At 69.7% G+C, this 23,778-nt stretch carries 23 protein-coding genes and 3 pseudogenes; 3 read left to right on the forward strand and 23 right to left on the reverse strand.

Annotated features, from left to right (window positions below; all coding sequences use genetic code 11):
- Position 1 precedes the first annotated feature (1 nt).
- The 7 genes and pseudogenes from ACQEV8_RS10370 to ACQEV8_RS10400 all read right to left on the reverse strand — a co-directional run bounded on the left by ACQEV8_RS10370 (position 2) and on the right by ACQEV8_RS10400 (position 7,607).
- Entirely contained in the window at positions 2-1,294 is a 1,293-nt protein-coding gene (locus ACQEV8_RS10370; protein WP_432959229.1) for an ABC transporter substrate-binding protein, read from the reverse strand.
- 291 nt (positions 1,295-1,585) lie between these two features.
- Positions 1,586-2,623: a LacI family DNA-binding transcriptional regulator gene (locus tag ACQEV8_RS10375; protein ID WP_432959230.1), complete on the reverse strand. Its 1,038-nt coding sequence runs from the start codon at positions 2,621-2,623 to the stop codon at positions 1,586-1,588.
- Between the two features lie 60 nt (positions 2,624-2,683).
- Positions 2,684-2,805 (reverse strand): annotated as a pseudogene (locus tag ACQEV8_RS10380) (VOC family protein); the annotation flags it as partial.
- 4 nt (positions 2,806-2,809) lie between these two features.
- On the reverse strand, positions 2,810-3,826 hold the full coding sequence (locus tag ACQEV8_RS10385) for a 1-aminocyclopropane-1-carboxylate deaminase (RefSeq protein WP_432959232.1): 1,017 nt from the start codon (positions 3,824-3,826) through the stop codon (positions 2,810-2,812).
- Between the two features lie 27 nt (positions 3,827-3,853).
- Positions 3,854-4,495 carry a GntR family transcriptional regulator gene (locus ACQEV8_RS10390; RefSeq protein ID WP_432959234.1) on the reverse strand — a complete coding sequence of 214 codons (642 nt, stop codon included), beginning with the start codon at positions 4,493-4,495 and terminating at the stop codon, positions 3,854-3,856.
- 54 nt (positions 4,496-4,549) lie between these two features.
- Positions 4,550-6,001: an alkaline phosphatase PhoX gene (locus tag ACQEV8_RS10395; protein ID WP_432959236.1), complete on the reverse strand. Its 1,452-nt coding sequence runs from the start codon at positions 5,999-6,001 to the stop codon at positions 4,550-4,552.
- Positions 6,002-6,179: 178 nt separating this feature from the next.
- A complete protein-coding gene (locus ACQEV8_RS10400) occupies positions 6,180-7,607 on the reverse strand; it encodes a hypothetical protein (RefSeq protein WP_432959238.1) in 1,428 nt (475 codons plus the stop codon).
- 306 nt (positions 7,608-7,913) lie between these two features.
- Here ACQEV8_RS10400 and ACQEV8_RS10405 point away from each other — a divergent pair, with 306 nt between their 5' ends.
- Positions 7,914-9,743, forward strand: coding sequence for an endonuclease/exonuclease/phosphatase family protein (locus ACQEV8_RS10405; protein WP_432959240.1), 1,830 nt, complete (start codon positions 7,914-7,916; stop codon positions 9,741-9,743).
- Positions 9,744-9,794: 51 nt separating this feature from the next.
- Here ACQEV8_RS10405 and ACQEV8_RS10410 read toward each other — a convergent pair whose 3' ends face one another.
- The 3 genes from ACQEV8_RS10410 to ACQEV8_RS10420 form a co-directional block, all read right to left on the reverse strand.
- Entirely contained in the window at positions 9,795-10,481 is a 687-nt protein-coding gene (locus ACQEV8_RS10410; RefSeq protein WP_432959242.1) for an antibiotic biosynthesis monooxygenase, read from the reverse strand.
- Positions 10,482-10,820: 339 nt separating this feature from the next.
- Positions 10,821-11,186, reverse strand: a complete 366-nt coding sequence (locus ACQEV8_RS10415) for a DUF3618 domain-containing protein (RefSeq protein ID WP_432959243.1) — start codon at positions 11,184-11,186, stop codon at positions 10,821-10,823.
- Positions 11,183-11,590 carry a phage holin family protein gene (locus ACQEV8_RS10420; RefSeq protein ID WP_432972586.1) on the reverse strand — a complete coding sequence of 136 codons (408 nt, stop codon included), beginning with the start codon at positions 11,588-11,590 and terminating at the stop codon, positions 11,183-11,185. Before ACQEV8_RS10420 ends, ACQEV8_RS10415 begins: the two co-directional genes overlap by 4 nt.
- 148 nt (positions 11,591-11,738) lie before the next feature.
- Between ACQEV8_RS10420 and dapA the strand changes: the two genes are divergently transcribed.
- Positions 11,739-12,626 carry a 4-hydroxy-tetrahydrodipicolinate synthase gene (gene dapA, locus ACQEV8_RS10425; protein WP_432959245.1) on the forward strand — a complete coding sequence of 296 codons (888 nt, stop codon included), beginning with the start codon at positions 11,739-11,741 and terminating at the stop codon, positions 12,624-12,626.
- 103 nt (positions 12,627-12,729) lie between these two features.
- Here the strand turns inward: dapA and ACQEV8_RS10430 are convergent, their stop codons facing one another.
- From ACQEV8_RS10430 to ACQEV8_RS10450, 5 genes and pseudogenes are all read right to left on the reverse strand, one after another.
- Complete coding sequence (locus tag ACQEV8_RS10430; RefSeq protein ID WP_432959246.1) at positions 12,730-12,960, reverse strand: hypothetical protein; 231 nt, start codon at positions 12,958-12,960, stop codon at positions 12,730-12,732.
- 113 nt (positions 12,961-13,073) lie between these two features.
- Positions 13,074-13,907, reverse strand: a complete 834-nt coding sequence (locus tag ACQEV8_RS10435) for an NAD(P)H-binding protein (RefSeq protein ID WP_432959248.1) — start codon at positions 13,905-13,907, stop codon at positions 13,074-13,076.
- A 156-nt stretch (positions 13,908-14,063) separates the two neighbouring features.
- A pseudogene (gene dapD / locus ACQEV8_RS10440) lies at positions 14,064-15,052 on the reverse strand (2,3,4,5-tetrahydropyridine-2,6-dicarboxylate N-succinyltransferase).
- A gap of 119 nt (positions 15,053-15,171) precedes the next feature.
- On the reverse strand, positions 15,172-15,720 hold the full coding sequence (locus ACQEV8_RS10445) for a TetR/AcrR family transcriptional regulator (protein ID WP_432959249.1): 549 nt from the start codon (positions 15,718-15,720) through the stop codon (positions 15,172-15,174).
- A pseudogene (locus ACQEV8_RS10450) lies at positions 15,720-16,039 on the reverse strand (DMT family transporter). Before ACQEV8_RS10450 ends, ACQEV8_RS10445 begins: the two are co-directional and overlap by 1 nt.
- Before the next feature lie 167 nt (positions 16,040-16,206).
- Here ACQEV8_RS10450 and ACQEV8_RS10455 point away from each other — a divergent pair.
- Positions 16,207-17,049 (forward strand): AbfB domain-containing protein, encoded by an 843-nt coding sequence (locus ACQEV8_RS10455; RefSeq protein ID WP_432959251.1) that lies wholly within the window; start codon positions 16,207-16,209, stop codon positions 17,047-17,049.
- A 56-nt stretch (positions 17,050-17,105) separates the two neighbouring features.
- On the opposite strand, the gene ACQEV8_RS10460 is transcribed toward ACQEV8_RS10455, so the two are convergent.
- Genes ACQEV8_RS10460 through ACQEV8_RS10495 form a run of 8 tightly spaced genes read right to left on the reverse strand, consistent with a single transcriptional unit; the run spans position 17,106 to position 23,686 of the window.
- On the reverse strand, positions 17,106-17,438 hold the full coding sequence (locus tag ACQEV8_RS10460; RefSeq protein ID WP_184596910.1) for a metal-sulfur cluster assembly factor: 333 nt from the start codon (positions 17,436-17,438) through the stop codon (positions 17,106-17,108).
- Positions 17,435-17,905 carry a Fe-S cluster assembly sulfur transfer protein SufU gene (gene sufU / locus ACQEV8_RS10465; RefSeq protein ID WP_432959253.1) on the reverse strand — a complete coding sequence of 157 codons (471 nt, stop codon included), beginning with the start codon at positions 17,903-17,905 and terminating at the stop codon, positions 17,435-17,437. Before sufU ends, ACQEV8_RS10460 begins: the two co-directional genes overlap by 4 nt.
- 16 nt (positions 17,906-17,921) lie before the next feature.
- Positions 17,922-19,178: a cysteine desulfurase gene (locus ACQEV8_RS10470; protein ID WP_432959255.1), complete on the reverse strand. Its 1,257-nt coding sequence runs from the start codon at positions 19,176-19,178 to the stop codon at positions 17,922-17,924.
- The gene (gene sufC, locus ACQEV8_RS10475) at positions 19,175-19,939 is read right to left on the reverse strand and encodes a Fe-S cluster assembly ATPase SufC (protein WP_215122217.1); all 765 of its coding nucleotides are present in this window, start codon (positions 19,937-19,939) and stop codon (positions 19,175-19,177) included. Before sufC ends, ACQEV8_RS10470 begins: the two co-directional genes overlap by 4 nt.
- Positions 19,940-19,946: 7 nt before the next feature.
- A complete protein-coding gene (locus ACQEV8_RS10480) occupies positions 19,947-20,270 on the reverse strand; it encodes a non-heme iron oxygenase ferredoxin subunit (RefSeq protein ID WP_189731059.1) in 324 nt (107 codons plus the stop codon).
- The gene (sufD, locus tag ACQEV8_RS10485; protein WP_432959257.1) at positions 20,267-21,451 is read right to left on the reverse strand and encodes a Fe-S cluster assembly protein SufD; all 1,185 of its coding nucleotides are present in this window, start codon (positions 21,449-21,451) and stop codon (positions 20,267-20,269) included. Before sufD ends, ACQEV8_RS10480 begins: the two co-directional genes overlap by 4 nt.
- A 55-nt stretch (positions 21,452-21,506) precedes the next feature.
- The gene (gene sufB, locus ACQEV8_RS10490; RefSeq protein ID WP_053670664.1) at positions 21,507-22,928 is read right to left on the reverse strand and encodes a Fe-S cluster assembly protein SufB; all 1,422 of its coding nucleotides are present in this window, start codon (positions 22,926-22,928) and stop codon (positions 21,507-21,509) included.
- A complete protein-coding gene (locus ACQEV8_RS10495) occupies positions 22,925-23,686 on the reverse strand; it encodes a helix-turn-helix transcriptional regulator (protein WP_432959258.1) in 762 nt (253 codons plus the stop codon). The genes sufB and ACQEV8_RS10495 overlap by 4 nt, the downstream gene beginning before the upstream one ends.
- Positions 23,687-23,778 lie beyond the last annotated feature (92 nt).

Here is a 23,778-nt window from a genome sequence, read left to right on the forward strand (position 1 = left end):
GTCAGCTCACCCCCACCCGGGACAGCGTGGTCTCGGCCGTGTTCACGGCGTCCCGCCACGCCCGGGCGGGATTCTTGCCGAGCATCTCCACATTGGTCAGCTCCTGGAAGAACGGGGTTTTGGCGGTCTCCTCGTAGGGGCTGAAGTAGACGACCGGGGCCTTCTTGGCGGCGGGGCCGAAGACGTCGATGGGCTGCTGACCGCCGAAGAAGGGGTCGGGCTTGTGCATCGCCGGGTCGGCGTAGGAGGCCGGAGTGGTGGGGAACAGGGCCATCTCCTGGTAGCTCTTGAGCTGGTTCGCGGGGCTGAGCATCCACTTCAGGAAGGCGAAGGCCGCTTCCGGTTCCCGGCAGTAGCGGGTCAGGGTGACGTAGGAGCCGCCGTAGTTGCAGGGGCCGTCGGGCAGCGTGGTCAGCCGCCAGGATCCGGAGGTCTTCGGGGCGGTGTCCTTCAGGCCGTAGCTGGCCCACACCGCCGTGGTCATGGTGGCGACCCGGCCTCCGCTCATGGCCGCGTTGAAGTCGGGCGTGCCGTCCGTGATCCTGGCGCTCAGTCCCTGGCGGAGGATCTCCACGGACACGTCCCAGGCGCGACGGACATGCTCCTGGTCGCCGACGAAGCGGTTACCGGCGTCCACGAACTGCCGGGGGCTCTGGAGCAGGACCTGCTGGAAGACGTTGCCGATGTTGCTCACGAGGTAGGGCTTGCCGGGCCCCTTGGCCCGCAGTGTCCGTCCGGCGGCGATGAACTTCTCCCAGGTGGGCACCCCTTCGGCGACATCCGCCGGTTCGTGGGGCAGTCCGGCCTTCTCGAAGAGGTCCCTGCGGTAGTAGAGCGCGGTGGGGCCGGCGTCCAGCGGGAACCCGATCATCCTGCCCGTCGGGGTGAAGCAGGCCTTCCACTTCCAGTCGAGGTACTGGTCGCGAAGGGATTCCGCACCGAGCGTGCGCAGGTCGAGGAACTCACCCTCGTCGGGGAAGAACGTGGCGAGGTTGTCGCTGTTGACGACCGTCAGGTCCGGGACGTAGGCGCGGGCTGCGAGACTCGTGCGCACCTTGGAGTCGATCTCGCCGTCCGGGATCTGGGAGCCCTTCACCCGCAGTCCCGGCACGCCGGGGACGCCGCGCCTGGCGGTGGCGAGCAGCTTGTCGCTGAGCGAGCCCTTCCAGTACCAGAGGCTGAGGTGGTCGGTGCCGGCGGAGGCCGAGCCTGCCTCGGTCCCGCATCCGGTCAGTCCGAGCAGCCCCGCTCCCGCGCCGCCCAGGGAGGCCCCCAGAAAGCGTCTGCGGGACATCGTTCGGTGTTCCATGGGCGCGCACTCGCTTTCCGGGCGTACCGCGGCCTGGGGAAGCGCTGCCGCGGGCCCGTTCACACGGGGATGGGGGGGGAAGGCTTCCGGGATGAGGAAGCGAAGACAACGATGTCGGCAGGCGCGGGGTAGTCGGGCCGACGAGTCTCGCAGTGGGGGTTTCTGAGCATTCGTGAACGTTCACGTGAGCGTTGCGGTTGAGTATCGGGGCGCCCGAAAACCGGTGTCAAGAGAACGGCGGGGTGATCTACCGACAGGGCGCGGCGGCCCCGGGCATCAGGCGGACTCGCGCACGATCAGTTCGGGCGTGATCCACGCGTCCGCGCCCCGCAGCGGCTCCTCACCGGCGCACAGCCGGGCCATCTGCTCGACGGCCAGCCGTCCCAGCTGCCGCTTGTCGATGTGCAGGGTGGTCAGGGCGGGATCCACCAGCTCGCCCAGGGAGAGACCGTCGAAGCCCAGCACGGCAAGATCGTCCGGAACCCCGCGGCCACGGCGCCGGGCGGTACGCATCGCCCCGACCGCGATCAGGTCGTTGAAGCCGAAGACCGCGGTGATCTCCGGCCGCGTGTCCAGCAGCCGGTCCATGCCGGCCTCGCCCCCCGCCACACTGTGCTCGGGGCACAGCACGATCCAGCTGTCGTCGACGGGCAGCCCGTGCCGCCTGACCTGCTCGAGGAAGGCCTGTTTACGGGTCCCGTTCTCGCGCTCGCCGTCCAGCATGCCGATCCTGCGGTGCCCGGCCTCCACCAGGTGGGCGATGCCCTGCTCGACACCCGCGGAGGAGTCGATACCGACGGCCGCGAACCGGGTCTGCTGCGGACCGCGCTCCAGCAGTACCAGCGGCACGCCCCCGAGGTGCCGGGTGAGCACGTCGTCCGAATCCTTGAAGTAGCCCACGACCGCGTCCGCCTGGTGGGAGAGCACGTCGAGAGCCTGCCGCTCCCTGGCCTCGTCGATACGGGAATCCCACACGACGACCTGCCAGCCGCGCTGCTCGGCCGCCTCCAGCACCCCGGCGGCCACCTCGGGGAAGAACGGGTTGCGCAGGTCCGGGATGACCAGGCCCGCCGTCACCGCGCCCTTCTGCACGAGCCCGCGCGCGAACCGGCTGGGCCGGTAGTCCAGGAGCCGCGCCGCCTCCAGCACCCGCTCCTTGGTGCCCGGGTCGATCTCACCCTTGTCGTTGACCGCCCGGGAGACCGTCTGGCGTGACACCCCGGCCAGCCGTGCGACGTCATGGATCGTGGCCCGGCGCCGGGCACCGTCGGGCCGCTCGTCACCCGGCTCCACCCGCTGTTCGTCGGTCCACACGCTGAGCACCTTATCCGGCGCCGGACGCCGCCCGGCAGGGGCAGCGGGGCGGGCAGCTCGGTCGCCGAGCTCGGTGAACAGCGTCAGCCTCGGGGCGCCGGGGCCTCCGGCCGGGAGTTCAGCGAGTTCCAGGGGGCATGCGTCGGCTCGGCGACGACCCCGGCCGCCCGGCCCCTCGTCGTCCGCTCAGAACAGCGCGCTGTACGCGTTCAGCGCCGGCTGCCCGCCGAGGTGGGCGTAGAGGACGGTGGAGTCGCGGCCGATCTCGTCGTTGGAGACCAGGTCGATCATCCCGGCCATGGACTTCCCCTCGTACACGGGGTCGGTGACCATGCCCTCCGTGCGGGCGGCGAGCCGCATCGCCGCCAGGGTGGACTCGTCGGGGATGCCGTAGATGCCCGCGTGGTACCGCTCGTCGAGTTCGACGTCGGACTCGGTCACCTCACGCTTGAGGCCGATGAGCCTGCCCGTGTTGTGGGCGATCCGCGCGATCTGCGTACGGGTGGCGGCCGGCCTGGCAGAGGCGTCGATGCCGAGCACGCGCCGGGGCCGCCCGCCCGCCTCCTCCAGCGCGGCGAACCCGGCGACCATGCCGGCCTGCGTCGACCCGGTCACCGAGCACACGACGACGGTGTCGAAGAAGACGCCCAGCTCCCGCTCCTGCTGCACCACTTCATACGCCCAGGCGGCGAAGCCCAGGCCGCCCAGCGGATGATCGGAGGCGCCGGCAGGAATGGCGTAGGGCTTCCCGCCACCCTCCTCGACCTCCCTGAGGGCCTGCTCCCAGCTCTCCTTGAACCCGATCCCGAACCCGGCCTTCACGAGCCGCACATCGGCCCCGGCGAGCCGGCTGATCAGGATGTTGCCGACCTTGTCGTACACGGCGTCGGGCCAGTCCACCCAGCTCTCCTGCACGAGCACGCACTTGAGCCCGGCCCGGGCGGCGACGGCGGCGACCTGGCGGGTGTGGTTGGACTGCACCCCGCCGATCGAGACGAGCGTGTCACAGCCCTGGGCGAGCGCGTCGGCGACCAGGTACTCCAGCTTGCGGGTCTTATTCCCGCCGTACGCGACACCGGAGTTGCAGTCCTCGCGCTTGGCCCAGAGGGAGGCGCCGCCGAGATGCTCGGTCAGCCGCCGCAGACGGTGGACGGGCGAGGGCCCGAAGAGCAGGGGGTAACGCTCGTACGAGGAAAGGGGCATGGTTCCTCCCGGGATCGGGCGTCGGTCTCAGTCGGCGAGTTCTTCGAGCCCCCGCCAGATCTCCGCCGTGACGCGGACCGCCTCGGCCACGTCACCGGCCGCACAGGCCTCGATCAGCCGCTCGTGCAGCCCGGCCGAACGGCAGCTGCCGCCCTGCCCGAAGCGCCGTCGCTCCAGACGGCGGATGAGCGGGGTGTAGCGGGCGACGGTCGCGGCGGCCGCGCGATTGCCGCTCACCCGGACCAGGACCCCGTGCAGCGCGTCGTCGGCACGCAGGGCCGCGTCCACGTCTCCGGTGCCGACGGCGGCGGCGAACCGCTCGTTGGCCGCGCGCATCACCTTGATGTCCACGGCCTTCAGCCGGGACACGGCGACCCGTGTCACCAGCTCGTGCATGGCGCCGACCACGGCGGCGGCGTCCCGCACGTCGGAGGCCACGAGCGGCGTCACCCGCGTGTAGCTCTGAGGCTTGCTCTCCAGCAGCCCCTCGTCCACCAGCCGGGAGAACGCCTCCCGCACCGGCGCCCGGGACAGCCCGAGCCGCTCCGCGAGCTCGGCGTCCCGCACCACCGCACCGGGTTCGATCTCCCCGGCCACGATGGCGTCCCGGATCGCCGCGTACGCCCGGTCCCTGAGCAGGGTCCGGGGCACGGGCCGGATGGTCTCCATGAACTGAAATGTTAGATGTCAGCCTGGGGGTGGACAAGTAGAGGGACCGAAGCCTTACCGCCGCTGCCGCTTCCAGGGACCGGTGATGGCCAGCATGATGCCCGGCGTCTGAATGTTGGCGTACAGCGTCCGGCCGTCGGGAGAGAAGGTGACACCGGTGAACTCGCTGTACTCCGGCTCCTCGTCGGTGCCAGTGCTCAGCTCGTTGCGGGCGATCGGGTACGTACGTCCGCTGTCGGTGGCCCCGAACAGATGCTGCACCCCTTCCCCGTCCTCGGCGATGACGAGGCCGCCGTACGGGGAGACGGTGATGTTGTCGGGGCCGTCGAAGGCGCCGTCCTTGGAGGGGTCGGGGTTCACTCCGAGCAAGACCTTCAGCGTCAGCGTCCGGCGCTTGGGGTCGTAGAACCAGACCTGCCCGTCGTGCTGGACGGGGCTCTCCTCACGGGCGTACGAGGAGACGATGTAGGCACCGCCGTCGCCCCACCACATGCCCTCCAGCTTGCGGGCGCGGGTGACCTGGTCGTCCTTGAACTGCTTGCGCACGGGGGTGGTGCGGGCGTCGCGGTCCGGTACGTCCACCCAGTCGACGCCGTACACGGTGCCGATCTTGGTGGCCCGGGACAGGTCGTCGACGAACGTGCCGCCGGAGTCGAAGCACTTGGGCGCCTGGAGGACACCGGCGTCGTCGGCGAGCCTGCGGAACTTCCCGGGGCCGTACTCGAAGCCCCTGGGCGGGGTCCAGCGGAAGAAGAGGCCGTTGGGGTCGGAGGCGTCCTCGGTGAGGTAGGCGTGGCCGCGCCTGGGGTCGATGACGACGGCCTCGTGGTCGTAGCGGCCGAAGAACTTCAGGGGCTTGGGGCTGCGATTGGCGCGCCGGTCGCACGGGTCGACCTCGAACACATAACCGTGGTCCTTGGTCATGCCGTTGACACCGGCCTTGTCGGAATTCTCCTCACAGGTGAGCCAGGTGCCCCAGGGGGTGCTGCCGCCGGCGCAGTTGGTGGAGGTGCCGGCGATGCCCACCCACTCGGCGACGCGTCCGTCGGGGCGCACCTCGACGACCGTGCAGCCACCGGCGGCGGCCGGGTCGTAGACGAGGCCCTCGGTGAGCGGCACCGGGTGCTCCCAGTTGGCGCGCGGGCCCTTCAGCTCGTGGTTGTTGACGAGCAGGGTGGTGCCACGGGGTCCGTCGAAGGTGGCGGTGCCGTCGTGGTTGGACGGCGTGAACTCACCGGACTCCAGCTTCGTCTTCCCGCTGTAGGTGAGGATCCGGTACGTGAAGCCGGCGGGCAGGGCGAGGATGCCCTCGGGGTCCGGGACAAGCGGGCCGTAGCCGACCCCGTGCCGGGAGTCCGCGGACGCGTCCCCCGCGCTGTCGGCGTCGGTGTCGTAGGACGCCAGCGCGTTCGGTGCGGTGGCGAGGGCGCCGACACTGCCCGCCAGCGCGACACCGGCACCGGTGATCGCGGAGGTTCTGGCGAAGTCCCTGCGGGTGAGCGACATGGTGTCTCCTGTGACGGTGAGTATGCCGTGGAGGGTGGCGGACCTCATTCGGCGACACCGTGCCGCTCATCCATGAACGCCGGTTGAACAACACCTCAGGGGCGCGGGGCTGTTCTGTTATGCGGCTCCGCCGCGTGGGCGCGACAAGCCGAGACGGCGCCGCACCCGCAATGCAAGATCAACCACCCTGTTGCGACCGCGCCTTGAATGCAGCCTTTCGTGCTTCCTTCGCGACCTTCTTGTCGGGATGCAGCCGCCCCATCGCCTCCAGCACATCAGCCACAGCCGGATGATCCACCCGCCACACAGCCGCGAAGAACCCACTGTGCTGCTGAGCGAGCCCCTGAACCAGCGCCCGCAACTCCTCGGAGTTCCCTTCCGCGGCAAGCTGCGCGGCCACCGTGTCGATGGTCAGCCAATACACCATCGCCTCGGACGGCGCGGGCACATCCGCCGCCCCGTGCTCGGTCAGCCACACCCGCGCGAGCCCGCCCAGCTCGGCATCGTCAAGCACTTCCCGCAAGGCCGGCTCAGCCGAAGCACCGACGAGCGACAAGGCCTGCTGGCACCGCAAGCGCCGCAGCGGCGCCCCGGCATCCGAACCCCGCGCCGCCGCCAGCAACTCCCGCGCGGAGGCGAGGGAGTCACGGCGGGCCAGCCACTGCTCGGTCTCGGCCTGCGCCGCGGCCGGCGGGAACGCCGCCGTGCCGTCGAGCAGCGCGTCGGCCCCCTTGTCCGCGAGGTCCCCGACGGCCGGCGCCTCGAGCCCGGCCTCCAGCAGCCGGGCACGCATCCCGTACAGCCCGAGCGGGGTGAGGCGGACCATGCCGTACCGGGAGACGTCGGTGTCGTCGACGGGCGCCGCGGGCTCCTCGTCGGCATCGGCCATGAGCGCTTCGTCCACCGGCTGGTACTCCACGAGCCCCACCGGCTCCAGCATCCGGAACTGGTCGTCCAGCCGCATCATCGCGTCGGACACCTGCTCCAGGACGTCGTTGGTGGGCTCGCCCATGTCGCTGGGCACGATCACCGACGCGGCCAGCGCGGGCAGCGGCACCGGCGCCTCGCCGGGCGTGTCCTCGCCGACGGTCAGCAGATAGAGGTTGCCGAGCACACCGTCGAGGAACTCGGCCTCGGACTCGGGGTCCCAGTCGAGGGCGGAGAGGTCGAGTTCGCCGTCCTCGTCGACGAGGTCCGCGAGCCCCTCCAGGTCGGGCACACTCGCGTCGGCGAGCACCGTCTCCAGGGCCGCGAGCCACAGGGCGAGCACGTCCTGCGGCGAACCGCCGGTGAGCAGGGCCAGGTCCTCGCCCGCGCGGACGGTGCCCTCCTCCTCGTCGACGACCTCGACGAGCCCGGCGTCCACGGCCACCCGCCACGCCTCACTGGCGTCGGCGGCGGCATCGTCCCCGCTCAGCCCGAGCGTCTCGGCCGCCGCGGGCAGCTGCTCGTCGACGAGCCCTCCCCCGGCGTCGACGCGGGTGTCCGGCCCGGCCCAGCGGGCGAGCCGGGCGGCCCGGGACAGCAACGGCGTGGACAGTGCGGCACGCGCCAGCTCCGCTTCGGAAGTCAGCCGCACCGGCGGCAGGGGGGAGCTGTCTGACATCGGCTGTTTCTCCTAGGGCGCCTCTTACGACTCAGCCGCTCAGCCTAGACGGATTTCCACCCATGCCGCCTGCTTCATCTCCCCGTCAGTCGCCGTACATGGCCGAAACCTTGACAAGTGACATGAGCAGGCTGGAGATTGACGCGCGTAGAAGTCGGCGGACAGTTGTTCACCGGGTCGGCCCCACCCCGCCCGTCCACCGCCCGCTACGCGCGTCACACCGCCCCGCCGCCCCACAGGCAGCGGCGGACAGCCCACGCACCACCCTCGTCCCGGCGCTCTGTCACGTCCCCGGAGGGAAACCCCTTGCCGAGCAAGTCGTCCGCGCGTCTCGCCGCGCTCACCGTCGCCGCCGTGTGCTCCGCGGCATCCACGATCGTCCTCACCACCCCCGCGCACGCGGACTCGGTCCGCGTCCACGACGTCCAGGGCAGCACCCGGACCTCCCCGTACGCCGGGAAGCAGGTAACGGACGTGGCCGGAATCGTCACCGGCATCCGGACGTACGGTTCCTCGCGCGGCTTCTGGATCCAGGACCCGAACCCGGACGCCGACCCGGCGACCAGCGAGGGCGTCTTCGTCTTCACCAGCTCGGCGCCGAAGGGGGTCGCCGTCGGTGACTCCGTCACGGTCAGCGGCACAGTCTCGGAGTACGTCCCCGGCGGCGCCACCTCCGGCAACCAGTCGCTGACGGAGATCACCAAGCCGTCGTTCACGGTCCTCTCCAGCGGCAACAAGCTCCCCGCCGCCACCACGATCACCGCCCGGTCGGTCCCCGCCGCCTACGCGCCCCCCGGCGACCCGACCGCGAACGGCTCGATCAACGCCCTCCCGCTCAAGCCCTCGAAGTACGCCCTGGATTACTACGAGGCGCTCGAGGGCATGGCCGTCCGCGTCTCCGACACCCGGGTCGTCGGCGCCACCGACCCGTACACCGAACTCTGGGTGACGGTGAAGTCGCACGAGAACCGCAACCGCCACGGCGGCACGGTCTACGGCGCCTACGACGCCCAGAACACCGGCCGCCTGCAGATCCAGTCCCTCGGCTCGACGGCGGACTTCCCGAAGGCGAACGTCGGCGACACCCTCACCGGCACGACGGCGGGCCCGCTCGACTACAACCAGTTCGGCGGCTACACCCTGGTGGCGAGCGAGCTCGGCACGCTCAAGACCGGTGACCTCAAGCGCGAGACGACCCGCAAGCAGCGCGGCGGCGAACTGTCGGTCGCGACGTACAACGTCGAGAACCTCGACCCGTCCGACAACACCTTCGCCGCCCACGCCGCCGCGATCGTGAAGAACCTCGAGTCGCCGGACATCGTGTCCCTGGAGGAGATCCAGGACAACAACGGCGCCACGAACGACGGCACGGTCGCCGCCGACCAGACCCTGACCAAGCTGATCGACGCGATCGTGTCGGCCGGCGGCCCGAAGTACGACTGGCGCTCGATCGACCCGGCCAACAACACGGACGGCGGTGAGCCGGGCGGCAACATCCGCCAGGCGTTCCTGTTCAACCCGGAGCGGGTCTCCTTCACCGACCGCGCGGGCGGCGACGCCACGACGGCCACCGACGTGACGAAGGTCCGCGGCAAGGCGCGGCTCACGCTCAGCCCCGGCCGCGTCGCCCCCGCCGACGAGGCCTGGAAGAACAGCCGCAAGCCGCTGGCCGGAGAGTTCGCCTTCCGCGGCCGTACGGTCTTCGTGATCGCCAACCACTTCAACTCCAAGGGCGGTGACCAGGGCCTGACCTCCCAGTACCAGCCGCCGTCCCGCAGCTCCGAGACCCAGCGCCACCAGCAGGCCACCCTGGTGAACGCCTTCGTCAAGGACATCCTCGACACCCAGAAGAACGCGGACGTCGTCACTCTGGGCGACATCAACGACTTCGAGTTCTCGAAGACCGCGAAGCTCCTGGAGGGCCGCGGCGAACTCTGGTCGGCGATCAAGTCGCTCCCCCGCAGCGAGCGTTACTCGTACGTCTACCAGGGCAACAGCCAGGTCCTCGACCAGATCCTGATCAGCCCGTCGATCCGCCGCGACTGCGACTTCGAGTACGACAGCGTGCACATCAACGCGGAGTTCAACGACCAGATCAGCGACCACGACCCCCAGGTCCTGCGCTTCCGCCCGTAACCCACAAGGGCCGGCTGAACGAATGGTTCAGCCGGCCCCACCTCACAGCACTCAGCCGGGCACGAGCCCCAGAGCATGCCGGTACCGGCTCCCGCTCGTCCCCTTCATCCCCGGATACGTCCGTACCCGCTCCCACGCGTCTGTCCCGGGCGCGGCCAAGGCGTCGTCATAGGCCTGGTCGCTCTCCCACTCGGCGTAATTCAGCACATGCCCGCCATCGGTACTCAGATGGAAGTGAGCGGAGATCAGCCCGGCGTGCGCCTCCGGATCGTCCCCCACGGCTTTCACCACCAGGTCGACCCAGTCCTCCCGCCGCGCACCGGCCCCTTCCTCGAAGTCGATCCGCACGGTGACGATCAACCCCGGTACCCGCACGTCCCCGACGGCCCGCTCCCGGCTGCGATACCGCCGGTACCGCCCGAGCCCCACACGCTCGATCCCCGGCACGGCGGTGTCGATCTCGTCGACCCGCTCCTGCCGATGCGTCTTCACAAACGCCTCGAAAGCCTGCTCAGCGCTCCACTGCGAGTGGTGCATCAGCGTGGACCCGTCATGCCCGGCATAGACGTGATACCCCAGCAGCCCGTCAGCGGGCCAGGGCCGCCGCTCCCAGGTACGCCCGATCGCCTCCACGGTCCGCCCCTGCCGCTCGGGCGTCCCCACGCGCCAGGTACTGAAGAGGGGAGCACCGATACGCGGGTCGGTGAGATCAGGGTGCTGCTCGGTCCGACGGCTCATTGAACACTCCAGTCACACTTCGCCGAATGCCTGCGCACCCCACCTTTCAATCTCAACCAAGCTTGAGGTCAAGCGAGGGTTTTCCGCAGCCCGGCGGAGCGGGCACGCATGCCCGCAGCGGGGGCGACGCGCCCGCACCCGCCGGACGACGCAAGGGGACGTGTCGGGGGGTGTCCGCCCGCAGCGGTTGTCGCGTCAACGAACAGTCAGTCGGCGCCCAACGCCATCGCGACGTTCCGAAAAACGGACACCCCGCGGCGCGGCCCCGACCCACCACCACGGCACAGGCGCTACGCGCACCCCCACCGAAGCCCCCAGGCCGCCGCGGGCACCCGTCGATCACCGACGCCCGTGATGCCTCCGCCGCAACACCCCGACAGCCACCACGGCGCCCGCGGCCGCCCCCACCACCAGCACCGGCCGCGGATGCCGCAACCCGGCCTGAACAGCGCTCCGCACCGGCTGGGGCCCCGCATGCGTCGCCCTGCCCTGCACCGTGTGCCCAGCCTCCACCGCACTGCTGCGCAGCTGCACGGTCATCGCCCCGGCCTTGTCCCGGAGATCAGCCGCCCGCGCCCGCGCCCGCCCCTTCACATCCGCCTTCCCCGCCAACTCCTCCACGGTGTTGCCGAGTTCACTCCGAGTCCGCTCGATCTGCCGCCGCAGCTCATCGGGCCCCTTGGCCCCGCCCGTCGCGTCCGTCATCGATGCGCCCTTTCCCTGATCTCCTCCACGTCCGCCTTCACGCTGCCAAGAGCCTCCTCAGGCGTGGGAGGCGTGGCCCGACGCAACTGTCCTCGGCCGACCACACCCAGCACGGCCGCGATGACGAACAGCACCCCCGTCACGATGAGCGCCGCAGCCCACACGGACAGCACCAGCGAGAGGGCGGCGATCCCCGTCCCGGCCAGCGCGAGGAACCCGGCGTAGGCGACCGCCCCCGCCGCACCGAGCAGCCCACCACCACGCCCCGCACGCCGGCCCTTCTCGGCCAGCTCCTCCTTGGCGAGAGCCACTTCCTGCCGCACGAGCAGGGAGAGCTGCTCCGCGGCCTGTCCGACGAGCTCCCCCACGGAGTGGTGCTCGTCGTGCACGACCCGACGTTCCATGGTCTCGGTCACAGCGTTCCGCCTCCTCTCTCGAAGTAGGAACCCCCGAGTACCCCCACCACCCTCACACAACCTCGAAGCAAATCTGACCAATACCTGGTAGTAAATTTAAGTGGAGCTACACAATCATGGCGCCGACACTACTGACATGACGACGACACCGTTCGGTCGCACCCTCTGCGCCATGATCACCCCGTTCACCGAGACGGGAACCCTGGACCTCGACGGAGCCCAGCACCTCGCCACCCACCTCATCGCACACGGCTGCGACGGCCTCGTGCTCTCCGGCACGACCGGCGAATCCCCCACCACCACGGACGCAGAGAAGTCCGCCCTGATCACCGCCGTCCGAGAAGCCGTGCGCGACAGCGCGTCGATCGTCGCGGGCATCGGCACCGCCGACACGAGGCACACCGCCGACCTGGCCCGGGAGGCCGAGAAGGCGGGCGCGGACGGCCTGTTGGTGATCCCGCCGTACTACAGCAGACCCCCTCAGGACGCGATCGAGGCGCACTTCCGCGAGATCGCGGACGCCACCGAACTCCCGCTCATGCTCTACGACATCCCGATCCGCACCGGCACCCGCGTCGAACCCGAGACGATCCTGCGCCTCGCCGAGCACCCCCGGATCGTCGCGGTCAAGGACTGCTCGTACGACTTCCTGGGCGCCCAGAAGGTACTGGCCCGCACGGACCTGGCGTACTACGCGGGCTGCGACGAGCACAATCTGGCGCTGTACGCCGTAGGCGGCACGGGCTACGTCAGCACGGTCGCGAACGTGATCCCGGGCCACCTACGGGCGGTCCTGGACGCGTTCGACGCCGGCGACACCACACTCGCGGCCCGCCTCCAGCAGCGAGCCACCCCCCTGATCGAGGCGATCATGTCGGCAGGCCTGCCGGGCACCGTCACCACGAAGGCACTCCTCACCGCACTGAACCTCCCGGCGGGCCCGGTCCGCGCTCCCCTACGCCCCGCCGACCGCGCCAGGACCGACGAACTCCTGTCGCTCCACAGGACCCTGACCACCACCTGACCAGCCCCGAGGGTGGGCTCTGCCCCGCCAACAGGTCGGGGTCCGCACCGCACCCACGTGCGACACGAACCCCGGCACCCCACCCCGCAGTCGCGCTGCCGGCTCAGTTCCAGGCATACCCGTCGCCGAACAGCAGCGTGTGCTCCAGCACGTCCTCCGCCGGGTCGTCGACCTGCCCGGTGCTGACGTTGACCAGACCGAACCGGTGGCCGTTGTGCGAGTTCGTGTTGGTCTCGTCGGCGTGCGCGGCCCCCGCCGGAAGCCAGCACACCGTCAGTACCGCGACCACCCCGGCCAGACGACGCGCCACAACCCGCTCCCGCTCGTTCCTCATGCCCCGGTCCTCGTTTCATCGGTTGGACGTCAGATCGGACTCTGCGCCCACCGGTTCATCTGCCTGGCCCGTCACGAGGTCACGCCCGCTCATGCGTCCGTATGCGTCCCGGCTCAGCGGAAGGCGTCGCCGTTCTCCGCTGCCCACTGCCGGAACGACCTGGCCGGGGAACCGGTGACCTGGGCAACCGTGTCGCGCACCGTCAGCAACTCGTCGTTGACGTCCCCGCCCAGGAGATCGAGCACCGCGTGCGCGGTCTCGTCCCCCAGGAAGGACGCCATCTGCCGATGCGCCTCCTCCGGGCTGATCTCGACGAGGGTCACCGCCCGCCCCAGAGCCGCCGCCACGGCCGCGACCTGCTGCCGGACGGTGACGCGTACCGGCCCGGTCAGTGCGTACGTCCGCCCTCGATGCCCCGGCTCGGTCAGCGCCACTCGGGCGACAGCGGCGATGTCCGCGGGATGCACGGCGGGAAGCCCGACGTCCGCATACGGCGCCCGGACCACGCCCTCCGCACGGATCGACTGCGCCCACCACAGAGTGTTCGAGGCGAACTGCGTCGGCCGCAGAATCGTCCAAGCCATGCCGCTGTCCTTGAGCGACCGCTCGACGGCCAGTTTCTCGCCCGCCGCGGGCAGGTGCGGATGGGTCTGCACGGTGATCGACGACACGAGCACCACATGCTCCACACCCGCCTGCCGGGCAGCCGCGAGAACCTCTCCTTCGGCTCCCATCCCCGACAGCAGGAACAGCGAACGTATCCCCCTTAGCGCGCCCTTCAGGGAATCCGCCCGCGCGAGATCACCTTCGACGACTTCGACCCCCTCGGGAAACGAGACCCGCCCCGCATCCCGCGCCAGCGCCCGCACGGCCACGGAACCCCCCAGGCCCAACTCCCCCAGCAGAGCCCTTCCGATGTTCCCGGTCGCACCGGTCACAAGAATCATCGCCGCCCGCTCCTGCCCTCAGATATCGATCACTTGCCCGGCAGGCTAGGACCTCGACTTTGCTTGAGGTCAAGGCGGCGGAACGCCCGTGAACACACGAACGCCCTCCCAGCCGTCCACGGGCCTGGGAGGGCGCTCGGCGATGACCGACGCCGATCAGTTGTGGCTGTGCAGGATCTCGTTCAGCCCGCCCCACACCGCGTTGTTCGGCCGGGCCTCGACCGTGCCGGTGACCGAGTTGCGGCGGAACAGGATGTTGGAGGCACCGGACAGCTCGCGGGCCTTGACGATCTGGCCGTCGGGCATGGTGACGCGGGTGCCGGCGGTGACGTAGAGGCCGGCCTCGACGACGCACTCGTCGCCGAGGGCGATGCCCACGCCCGCCTCGGCGCCGATCAGGCAGCGCTCGCCGATGGAGATGATGACGTTGCCGCCACCGGACAGCGTGCCCATGGTGGAGGCGCCGCCGCCGATGTCCGAGCCGTCGCCGATCAGGACGCCCGCGGAGATACGGCCCTCGACCATCGACGTGCCGAGCGTGCCGGCGTTGAAGTTGACGAAGCCCTCGTGCATGACGGTGGTGCCCTCGGAGAGGTGCGCACCGAGGCGGACCCGGTCGGCGTCGGCGATGCGGACGCCCTTGGGGCCACGTAGTCCGTCATGCGCGGGAACTTGTCGACGCTCGTCACCTGCAGGTGCAGGCCCTCGGCGCGCGCGTTCAGGCGGACCTTCTCCAGGTCGTCGACGGCGACCGGGCCCAGCGAGGTCCAGGCGACGTTCGCGAGGTGGCCGAAGATGCCGTCGAGGCTCTGGCCGTGCGGCTTCACCAGACGGTGCGAGAGCAGGTGCAGGCGCAGATAGACGTCGTGCGCGTCGACCGGCTTCTCGTCGAGCGAGGCGATGACCGTACGGACCGCGACCACCTCGACGCCCCGGCGGGCGTCGGGGCCGACGGCGGCGGTCGCGCCGCCGCCGAGCAGCTCCGCGGCACGCTCGGCGGACAGCCGCTCGGTGCCGGACGGGCCGGGCTCGCCGGCCAGCTCGGGTGCGGGGAACCAGGTGTCGAGGACGGTGCCGTCGGCGGCGATCGTGGCGAGGCCGGCGGCCACGGCGCCGGTGGTGCGAGGAGCAGTCGTGTCGGTCATGAGGGCAACCTAACCGGCGGACGGCGATCGATGCGAACCGGTACGGGGCCGTCTCACGTGCCGGGCGGTACGTCTCCCGTGCTGGTCGGCGACGCGCGGCGGCGGACCCGTCACCGGTCTCACTCGCCCGCCCCCGCGACGACCCGTCCCAGCACCTCCCGCGCATACGCCTCGTCGTACGGCACACCCGTCAGCAGCACCTGAAGGCAGATGCCGTCGATGAGCGCCACGAGCGCCCGCGCGGTGACCGGATCCGTGCGCCGGGACAGCACCTCGGCCAGTCCCTCGGTGCACTCGGAGGCGACGGGGCGCAGGGCGGGTCGCCGCAGGGCGGCCAGATACAGCTCGTACTCCAGCTCGACGCCGGTGCGGTCGCCCGCGAGCCACTCGCCCATCCACCCGGCGAGTTCGTCCGCGAGGTCGGTTCGCGGATCCTCCAGTCCGCCGCGCGCGGCGACCACCTTGGCGAACCCCTCGTTGGCCTGCCGCAGCGCCGCGACCATCAGTTCGTCGAGAGTCTTGAAGTGGTAGGTCGTGGAGCCGAGCGGCACATCGGCCTCGGCGGCGGCACTGCGGTGGCTCAGCCCCGCGATGCCCTTCGCCCCGACGACCCGGATCGCCGCGTCGATGATCCGCTGCCGCCGCTCGGGGTCGTAGCGCCGAGGCATCAGTGACCGCCTCCCAAATTCAGCACCACGACCCCGACGATGATCAGCGCGATACCGGCGGCCTTGGCCGTGGTCATGCCCTCCCCAGGAACAGGATCCCGATGGTGGCGATGGCCGCGGTACCGACGCCGGACCAGATGGCGTAGGCCGAGCCGACGGAGACGGTCTTCAGCGTCTGCGCGAGCAGCGCGAAGGAGACGACGTATCCGAGGAGTGTGATCAGCGAGGGCCCGAGCCTGCTGAAGCCGTCGCTGTACTTCATGGCAGTGGTCGCACCCACTTCGGCGGCGATGGCCGCGGTCAGTAGCAGATAACCCATGTGTACGAGCGTACACACCATCTGTACGGCCGTACACATCACAGGACGGAAACCGCTCTCACATAACGCCTCCAGTGATCCCGCACGTCCACTACGGTGTCACCGATCACGCACCGGGCCACCACAACTGCGCCGCCGTCAAGGGTGCCCGATGGAGGAACAAGCGCATGACAAAAGACAAGTCCCGGCCGCCACAGGACCGTCCGTGGGAGAGCGGCTGGGCCCCGGACACCACCCGGGCACCGGGAACGCGAAGGCTCTGGCTGGCGGGCGCCCTCGCCCTCGCCACGGTCACCGCGTGTGTGACGGCGATCGCCGTGATGGACAGTCAGTCCGGCGAACCGACACCCGAGTCGGCGGAGCCGACGACACTCGGCAACTCGGCCCCTGGCGGCCTGATCTCCTTCGCGACACCCTCCAAGAACAGCACGCACCCGCCCGGCAAGGAGCGCGGACGCCCGTCCCCCACTCCCACGACGAGCGCACCCGCCAGCCCGAGCGCCTCCGCGAAGCCCCGCCCGAAGGCGCCGAAGCCCCCGGCGTCCCACCGGACTTCACCGGCCCCGAAGCCTCCGAAGCCTCCGAAGCCCCACGGGATATCCATACGCTCGGTCAACTACCCCGACCGCTACTGGCGTGTGCGCGACGGCTATGTGCGCCTGGACTCGATCGGCTCCGGCCCCGAGCAGCGTGAGGACGCCACGTTCCGGCGCGTCACCGGGCTCGCCGACTCCTCCTGCTACTCCTTCACCACCGCGGACGGCCGCTACCTCCGCCACCGCAGCTTCGTCCTGGTCAAGAACAGCGACGACGGTTCGGCCCTCTTCCGCCAGGACGCCACCTTCTGTCCCCGACCGGTGTACCCCTCGGGCGCGGTCATGCTCGAGTCGGTGAACTACCCGGGCCGCTTCCTGCGCCACCGCAGCTTCCAGCTCCGCCTCGACCCGTACCAGCACGACAGCCAGTACCGTGCGGACGCGTCGTTCCGGCTGGTGGCCGGGCTGGACTGAGCATGACGAAGGGGCGGCACCCCGGGAGGGTGCCGCCCCTTCGTCATGCGTGGATCTCAGACGTTGAACCCGAGAGCCCGAAGCTGCTCCCGGCCGTCGTCCGTGATCTTGTCGGGGCCCCACGGGGGCATCCAGACCCAGTTGATGCGCAGTTCGTTCACGATGCCGTCCGTGGCGGACTTCGCCTGGTCCTCGATGACGTCGGTGAGCGGGCAGGCCGCCGACGTCAGGGTCATGTCGATCGTCGCGATGTTCGCGTCGTCGATGTGAATGCCGTAGATCAGCCCGAGGTTGACGACGTCGATGCCCAGCTCGGGGTCGACGACGTCGTACAGGGCCTCGCGGACCTCGTCCTCCGAGGCCGGCTTCATCTCGATGGTCTCACTCATGCCGTCGTCTTCCTTTCGGCGTCGGGCTCGCCCAGGGCCTGGGCCGTAGCGTCCTTCCAGGCCATCCAGCTCAACAGGGCGCACTTGACCCGAGCCGGGTATTTGGACACCCCGGCGAACGCGACCGCGTCCTCCAGGATGTCCTCCATCACGTCGTCGGGCTCGAGCTTCCCCTTGGACTGCATCAGCTCCAGGAAGGTCTCCTGGATCTTCCGCCCCTCGGAGAGGTCCTTGCCGACGAGGAGTTCGTTCAGTACGGACGCGCTCGCCTGGCTGATCGAACAGCCCTGGCCCTCGTACGAGACGTCCTTGATCGTCGTGCCCTCGTACTTCACACGGAGCGTGATCTCGTCGCCGCACGTCGGGTTCACGTGGTGCACCTCGGCGTCGCCATCCCTCAGACCACGCCCGTGCGGGTTCTTGTAGTGGTCCAGGATGACTTCCTGGTACATCGAATCCAGCTTCACGGTTTCCGCACGCCTCTCAGCCGAAGAAGTTCCGTACGTGCTCCAGGCCGTCGACGAGTGCGTCGATCTCAGCCGGCGTGGAGTACAGATAGAACGACGCTCGCGTGGTCGCGGGAATTCCGTAGCGCAGGCAGACCGGCCGCGCGCAGTGGTGGCCGACCCGGACCGCGATGCCCTGCTCGTCGAGGACCTGGCCCACGTCGTGCGGGTGGATGTCCCCGAGGGTGAAGGAGATCGCCGCGCCCCGCTCCTCGGCCGTGGTGGGGCCGATGATCCTCAGGTCGGGCACCTCCAGGAGCCGCTTCACCGCGTACTCGGTGAGCGCGTGCTCGTGGGCGAAGATCTTGTCCATGCCGATCGAGTTGAGATAGTCGATCGCCGCGCCGAGCCCGACCGCCTGGGCGATCGGGGGCGTGCCCGCCTCGAACTTGTGGGGCGCCGGGGCGTAGGTCGAGGAGTGCATCGACACCGTCTCGATCATCTCGCCGCCGCCGAGGAACGGGGGCAGGTCCTCCAGGAGTTCCTGCCGTCCCCACAGGACGCCGATGCCGGTCGGGCCGCACATCTTGTGGCCGGTGAAGGCCACGAAGTCGGCCTGCAGGGCCTGTACGTCCAGCGGCATGTGCGGCGCGGCCTGGGAGGCGTCGACGCACACCAGCGCACCGACCTCCTGGGCGCGGCGCACGATCGCCTCGACCGGGTTCTGGGTGCCCAGGATGTTGGAGACCAGCACAAAGGAGACGATCTTCGTCTTCTCCGTGATGACCTGCTCGATGTTGGACAGGTCGAGGCGGCCGTCGTCGGTGAGGCCGAACCACTTCAGCTTCGCGCCCGTGCGCTGCGCGAGCAGCTGCCACGGCACGATGTTGGAGTGGTGCTCCATCTCCGTGATGACGATCTCGGTCTCGGAGTCCACGCGGTAGGGCTCGTCGGCCCAGCCCAGCATGTTCGCCACGAGGTTGAGCGACTCCGAGGCGTTCTTGGTGAAGATCACCTCGTTGCGCGAGGGCGCGTTGATGAACTCCGCGACCTTGTCGCGCGCGCCCTCGTACAGCGCCGTGGCCTCCTCGGCGAGCACATGCACACCGCGGTGGACGTTGGCGTTGTAGCGCTCGTAGTACTCGCTCAGGGCGTCCAGCACCTGGCGCGGCTTCTGGCTGGTCGCCGCGTTGTCCAGGTACACGAGCTTCCGGCCTTCGTGGACCTGGCGGTCCAGGATGGGGAAGTCCTTGCGGATCGCCTCTGTGTCGAGGAGGCCCGGCAGCAATGTCACGCGGATGCGCCACCCTTCGTGTAAGCCTCGTAGCCCTCGTTCTCCAGCTTGTCGGCGAGCTCGGCGCCGCCGGACTCGACGATGCGGCCGCCAGAGAAGACGTGCACGTGGTCGGGCTTGATGTAGCGGAGGATGCGCGTGTAGTGGGTGATCAGCAGGGTGCCGACCTCGCCCGTCTCACGGACGCGGTTGACGCCCTCGGACACCACGCGCAGGGCGTCGACGTCCAGGCCGGAGTCGGTCTCGTCGAGGACCGCGACCTTCGGCTTGAGCAGCTCCAGCTGGAGGATCTCGTGGCGCTTCTTCTCACCGCCGGAGAAGCCCTCGTTGACGTTGCGCTCGGCGAAGGCGGGGTCGATGTTGAGGCGCTGCATGGCCTCCTTGACCTCCTTCACCCAGGTGCGCAGCTTGGGGGCCTCGCCGCGGATGGCGGTGGCGGAGGTGCGCAGGAAGTTGGAGACGGAAACGCCGGGGACCTCGACCGGGTACTGCATGGCGAGGAAGAGGCCGGCGCGGGCCCGCTCGTCGACGGACATCTCCAGGACGTCCTCGCCGTCGAGGGTGACGGTGCCGCCGGTGATCGTGTACTTCGGGTGACCCGCGAGGGAGTAGGCGAGGGTCGACTTGCCGGAGCCGTTCGGGCCCATGATGGCGTGCGTCTCGCCCTGCTTCACGGTGAGGTCGACGCCCTTGAGGATCTCCTTCGTGGCGTTGTCGGCCTCGACGGTGACGTGCAGGTCTCGGATTTCAAGCGTTGCCATGGGTGCCTCAGGACTCCTGGGTGAGGGAGACGAGCACGTCGTCCCCTTCGATCTTTACGGGGTATACGGGGACGGGGCGCGTCGCCGGAAGGGCGTCGGGCTTGCCGGAACGGAGGTCGAAGCGCGAGCCGTGCAGCCAGCACTCGATGTGACAGTCGTCGACCTCGCCCTCCGACAGGGAGACGTTCGCGTGCGAGCAGATGTCGTACACCGCGAACACCTCGCCCTCGGTCTGCACGATGGACATGGGCGTGCCGTCGAGTTCCACCCGCTTCGGGGTGTCGTCCTCCAGCTCGCTCAGGCCACAGACGCGTACGAATGCGAGGCTCATGCCACCGACGCCTCCAGCTCTTCCTCGATCTTGGCGATCAGGCGTTCCTCGATGTCCGGGAGGCCGATCTGCTGGACCAGCTCGGCGAAGAAGCCGCGGACCACGAGGCGGCGGGCCTCGTGCTCCGGGATGCCGCGGGCCATGAGGTAGAAGAGCTGCTCGTCGTCGAAGCGGCCGGTCGCCGAGGCGTGGCCGGCGCCGACGATCTCGCCGGTCTCGATCTCGAGGTTGGGTACGGAGTCCACGCGCGCGCCGTCCGTGAGGACCAGGTTGCGGTTCATCTCGTACGTGTCGGTGCCCTCGGCCTTGGCCTCGATGAGCACGTCGCCGATCCACACCGCGTGCGCCGCCTCGCCCTGGAGCGCGCCCTTGTAGACGACGTTCGACTTGCAGTGCGGGACGTTGTGGTCGACCAGGAGGCGGTGCTCCTGGTGCTGGCCCTGGTCGGTGAAGTACAGGCCGAAGAGCTCGGCCTCGCCGCCGGGGCCGGCGTACGTGACGCGCGGGTGCAGCCGGACGACGTCGCCGCCGAAGGTGACGACGACCGACTTGAAGGAGGCGTCGCGGCCGACGAGCGCGTTGTGCTGCGCGACGTGGACGGCCTTCTCGTCCCAGTCCTGGACGGAGACGACGGTCAGCTTGGCGCCGTCGCCCAGGAGGTAGTCGACGTTGGCGGCGAGCACCGCGTCACCGGTGTGGTCGATGACCACGACGGCCTCGGCGAAGGCGCCCAGCTCGATCACCTGGTGACCGAAGGCGGTCCCGCCCTCGCCGTGCACCGCGATACGGATGGGCTCGGTGAGGACGGTCTCCTTGGGGACGCTCACGACCGAGGCCTTCTCGAAGGCGGAGTAGGCCTGGGCGGCGACCCGGTCCACCGGGGTGCCCGCCTTGCGGAGCCGCGCGTCGTCACGGCCGACGGCCTCGACGGTGACGCCCTCGGGGGTCTGGACGTCGACCTTCACGCCGTTGCCGTTCGCCACGGCGGTGCCGTCGTGCAGACCGCGCAGGCGCTCCAGCGGGGTGAACCGCCACTCCTCCTCCCGGCCGTGCGGGACGGGGAAGTCCGCCACGTCGAAGGAGGGGGGCGCGCTCATGCGGGTGGCGACGGTCGACTCGGCCGCCACCGCGATCGAGCCGGTGGTGGTGGACCCCACCGGGGAATTCTGGGCCTCAGCCATGGCTGTCGTAGTGCTCGCTTTCCGTTACGTAAGGGCTTGATGGACTGCGGTGGGATTAACCGACCGCGCCTTCCATCTGCAGCTCGATCAGCCGGTTGAGCTCCAGCGCGTACTCCATGGGGAGCTCCTTGGCGATGGGCTCGACGAAGCCGCGCACGATCATCGCCATGGCCTCGTCCTCCGACAGACCGCGGCTCATCAGGTAGAAGAGCTGGTCCTCGGAGACCTTGGAGACGGTCGCCTCGTGGCCCATGGACACGTCGTCCTCGCGGACGTCCACGTAGGGGTAGGTGTCCGAGCGGGAGATGGTGTCGACCAGCAGCGCGTCACAGAGCACGTTGGACTTGGAGCCCGGGGCGCCCTCGCCGATCTCGATGAGACCGCGGTAGGAGGTGCGGCCACCGCCGCGCGCGACGGACTTCGAGACGATGTTGGACGACGTGTTCGGGGCCATGTGGACCATCTTGGCGCCCGCGTCCTGGTGCTGCCCCTCGCCGGCGAAGGCGATGGACAGGGTCTCGCCCTTGGCGTGCTCGCCCATCAGGTAGACGGCCGGGTACTTCATCGTCACCTTGGAGCCGATGTTGCCGTCGACCCACTCCATGGTCGCGCCCTCGTAGGCCACGGCACGCTTGGTGACCAGGTTGTAGACGTTGTTCGACCAGTTCTGGATGGTCGTGTAGCGGCAGCGGGCGTTCTTCTTGACGATGATCTCGACGACCGCGGAGTGCAGCGAGTCCGACTTGTAGATCGGGGCCGTACAACCCTCGACGTAGTGCACGTAGGCACCCTCGTCGACGATGATCAGGGTCCGCTCGAACTGGCCCATGTTCTCCGTGTTGATCCGGAAGTAGGCCTGGAGCGGGATCTCCACGTGGACGCCCGGCGGCACGTAGATGAAGGAGCCGCCCGACCACACGGCGGAGTTCAGCGACGCGAACTTGTTGTCACCGACGGGGATGACGGTCCCGAAGTACTCCTTGAAGAGCTCCGGGTGCTCCTTCAGAGCCGTGTCGGTGTCCAGGAAGATGACGCCCTGCTCCTCCAGGTCCTCGCGGATCTGGTGGTAGACGACCTCGGACTCGTACTGGGCCGCGACACCGGCGACGAGGCGCTGCTTCTCCGCCTCGGGGATGCCGAGCTTGTCGTAGGTGGCCTTGATGTCCTCGGGCAGGTCCTCCCAGGACTCCGCCTGCTTCTCCGTGGAGCGAACGAAGTACTTGATGTTGTCGAAGTCGATGCCCGACAGGTCCGAGCCCCAGTTCGGCATGGGCTTCTTCTCGAACAGGCGCAGACCCTTGAGACGGAGCTTGGTCATCCACTCCGGCTCGCTCTTCTTGTCCGAGATGTCGCGGACGACGTCCTCGTTGATGCCGCGCTTGGCAGAGGCGCCGGCCGTGTCGGAGTCGGCCCAGCCGTATTCGTACTTGCCCAGGCCCTCGAGCTCAGGGTGGGCAGTCTCCGTGGGGAGAGTCATGCGGGGTTCCTCCCGGCCGTGCTTGCGGATGCGTTGTCACTATGAACGTGCGTGTGGGAAATCTTGGGGATGAACGTCGTGCAGACGCCGTCGCCGTGCGCGATGGTGGCGAGCCGCTGTACGTGCGTACCGAGCAGCTCGGCGAAAAATTCCGTCTCCGCCTCGCACAACTGGGGGAACTGCTCGGCGACGTGGGCGACCGGGCAGTGGTGCTGGCAGAGCTGTTCACCCTTCTGCGGGTGGGGAGCGCTGCGCGCCGTAGCAGCGTACCCGTCCGCACTCAGGGCCTTGGCCAGCGCTTCGGTCCGCTTCTCGGGCGGCGCGGCCTCGACCGCCGCGCGGTACGCGCCCGCCTGCGCGGCGATCCTGGCGCGGGCGAAGGCGGCGATCGCCTCGTTGCCGCCCTCGCGGTCGGCGATCCAGCGCAGCGCGTCCGCCGCGAGCTTGTCGTACGACTGGTCGAAGGCGTCCCGGCCGTAGTCCGTCAGGGCGAAGGCCTTGGCGGGGCGGCCCCGGGTGCGCGCGCCGTAGACCCGCTGCTCGCGCGCTTCCACGACACCGTCGCCCGCGAGGGCATCGAGGTGCCGGCGCACGGCCGCATGGGTGAGGCGCAGCCGCTCGGCGAGCTCGGCGACGGTCGACGGGCCGTGGTCCAGGATGGACCGCGCGACACGGTTGCGGGTGGACCGCTCACCGGTCGCGAGCTCCTCCTGTGGGGCACCCATGGGAGCCTCCCGAGCCTCGCCGACGTTTTTCACAACGCCATTGTTGCGTAATTCTTCAGGACCGGGCAAGCCGCGTCCGGCTCACTCGACGGTGCCTTGCGTCACTTAGGTAAAGCTAACCTGAC

Source organism: Streptomyces sp. CA-179760 (assembly GCF_050937045.1).
Lineage (GTDB): Bacteria > Actinomycetota > Actinomycetes > Streptomycetales > Streptomycetaceae > Streptomyces.

What these genes read in the sequence shown, in the direction of transcription:
- ACQEV8_RS10390 (WP_432959234.1), bottom strand. Translation starts at nt 4,495, where the DNA reads ATGGAGACCATCCGGCCCGTGCCCCGGACCCTGCTCAGGGACCGGGCG.
- sufD (WP_432959257.1), bottom strand. Translation starts at nt 21,451, where the DNA reads ATGGCTGAGGCCCAGAATTCCCCGGTGGGGTCCACCACCACCGGCTCG.
- sufB (WP_053670664.1), bottom strand. Translation starts at nt 22,928, where the DNA reads ATGACTCTCCCCACGGAGACTGCCCACCCTGAGCTCGAGGGCCTGGGC.
- ACQEV8_RS10410 (WP_432959242.1), bottom strand. Translation starts at nt 10,481, where the DNA reads ATGAGCCGTCGGACCGAGCAGCACCCTGATCTCACCGACCCGCGTATC.
- ACQEV8_RS10385 (WP_432959232.1), bottom strand. Translation starts at nt 3,826, where the DNA reads ATGCCCCTTTCCTCGTACGAGCGTTACCCCCTGCTCTTCGGGCCCTCG.
- ACQEV8_RS10480 (WP_189731059.1), bottom strand. Translation starts at nt 20,270, where the DNA reads ATGAGCCTCGCATTCGTACGCGTCTGTGGCCTGAGCGAGCTGGAGGAC.
- ACQEV8_RS10370 (WP_432959229.1), bottom strand. Translation starts at nt 1,294, where the DNA reads ATGTCCCGCAGACGCTTTCTGGGGGCCTCCCTGGGCGGCGCGGGAGCG.
- ACQEV8_RS10415 (WP_432959243.1), bottom strand. Translation starts at nt 11,186, where the DNA reads ATGACGGACGCGACGGGCGGGGCCAAGGGGCCCGATGAGCTGCGGCGG.
- dapA (WP_432959245.1), top strand. Translation starts at nt 11,739, where the DNA reads ATGACGACGACACCGTTCGGTCGCACCCTCTGCGCCATGATCACCCCG.
- sufC (WP_215122217.1), bottom strand. Translation starts at nt 19,939, where the DNA reads ATGGCAACGCTTGAAATCCGAGACCTGCACGTCACCGTCGAGGCCGAC.
- ACQEV8_RS10395 (WP_432959236.1), bottom strand. Translation starts at nt 6,001, where the DNA reads ATGTCGCTCACCCGCAGGGACTTCGCCAGAACCTCCGCGATCACCGGT.
- ACQEV8_RS10460 (WP_184596910.1), bottom strand. Translation starts at nt 17,438, where the DNA reads ATGAGTGAGACCATCGAGATGAAGCCGGCCTCGGAGGACGAGGTCCGC.
- ACQEV8_RS10435 (WP_432959248.1), bottom strand. Translation starts at nt 13,907, where the DNA reads ATGATTCTTGTGACCGGTGCGACCGGGAACATCGGAAGGGCTCTGCTG.
- ACQEV8_RS10430 (WP_432959246.1), bottom strand. Translation starts at nt 12,960, where the DNA reads ATGAGGAACGAGCGGGAGCGGGTTGTGGCGCGTCGTCTGGCCGGGGTG.
- ACQEV8_RS10445 (WP_432959249.1), bottom strand. Translation starts at nt 15,720, where the DNA reads ATGCCTCGGCGCTACGACCCCGAGCGGCGGCAGCGGATCATCGACGCG.
- ACQEV8_RS10420 (WP_432972586.1), bottom strand. Translation starts at nt 11,590, where the DNA reads ATGGAACGTCGGGTCGTGCACGACGAGCACCACTCCGTGGGGGAGCTC.
- ACQEV8_RS10455 (WP_432959251.1), top strand. Translation starts at nt 16,207, where the DNA reads ATGACAAAAGACAAGTCCCGGCCGCCACAGGACCGTCCGTGGGAGAGC.
- ACQEV8_RS10400 (WP_432959238.1), bottom strand. Translation starts at nt 7,607, where the DNA reads ATGTCAGACAGCTCCCCCCTGCCGCCGGTGCGGCTGACTTCCGAAGCG.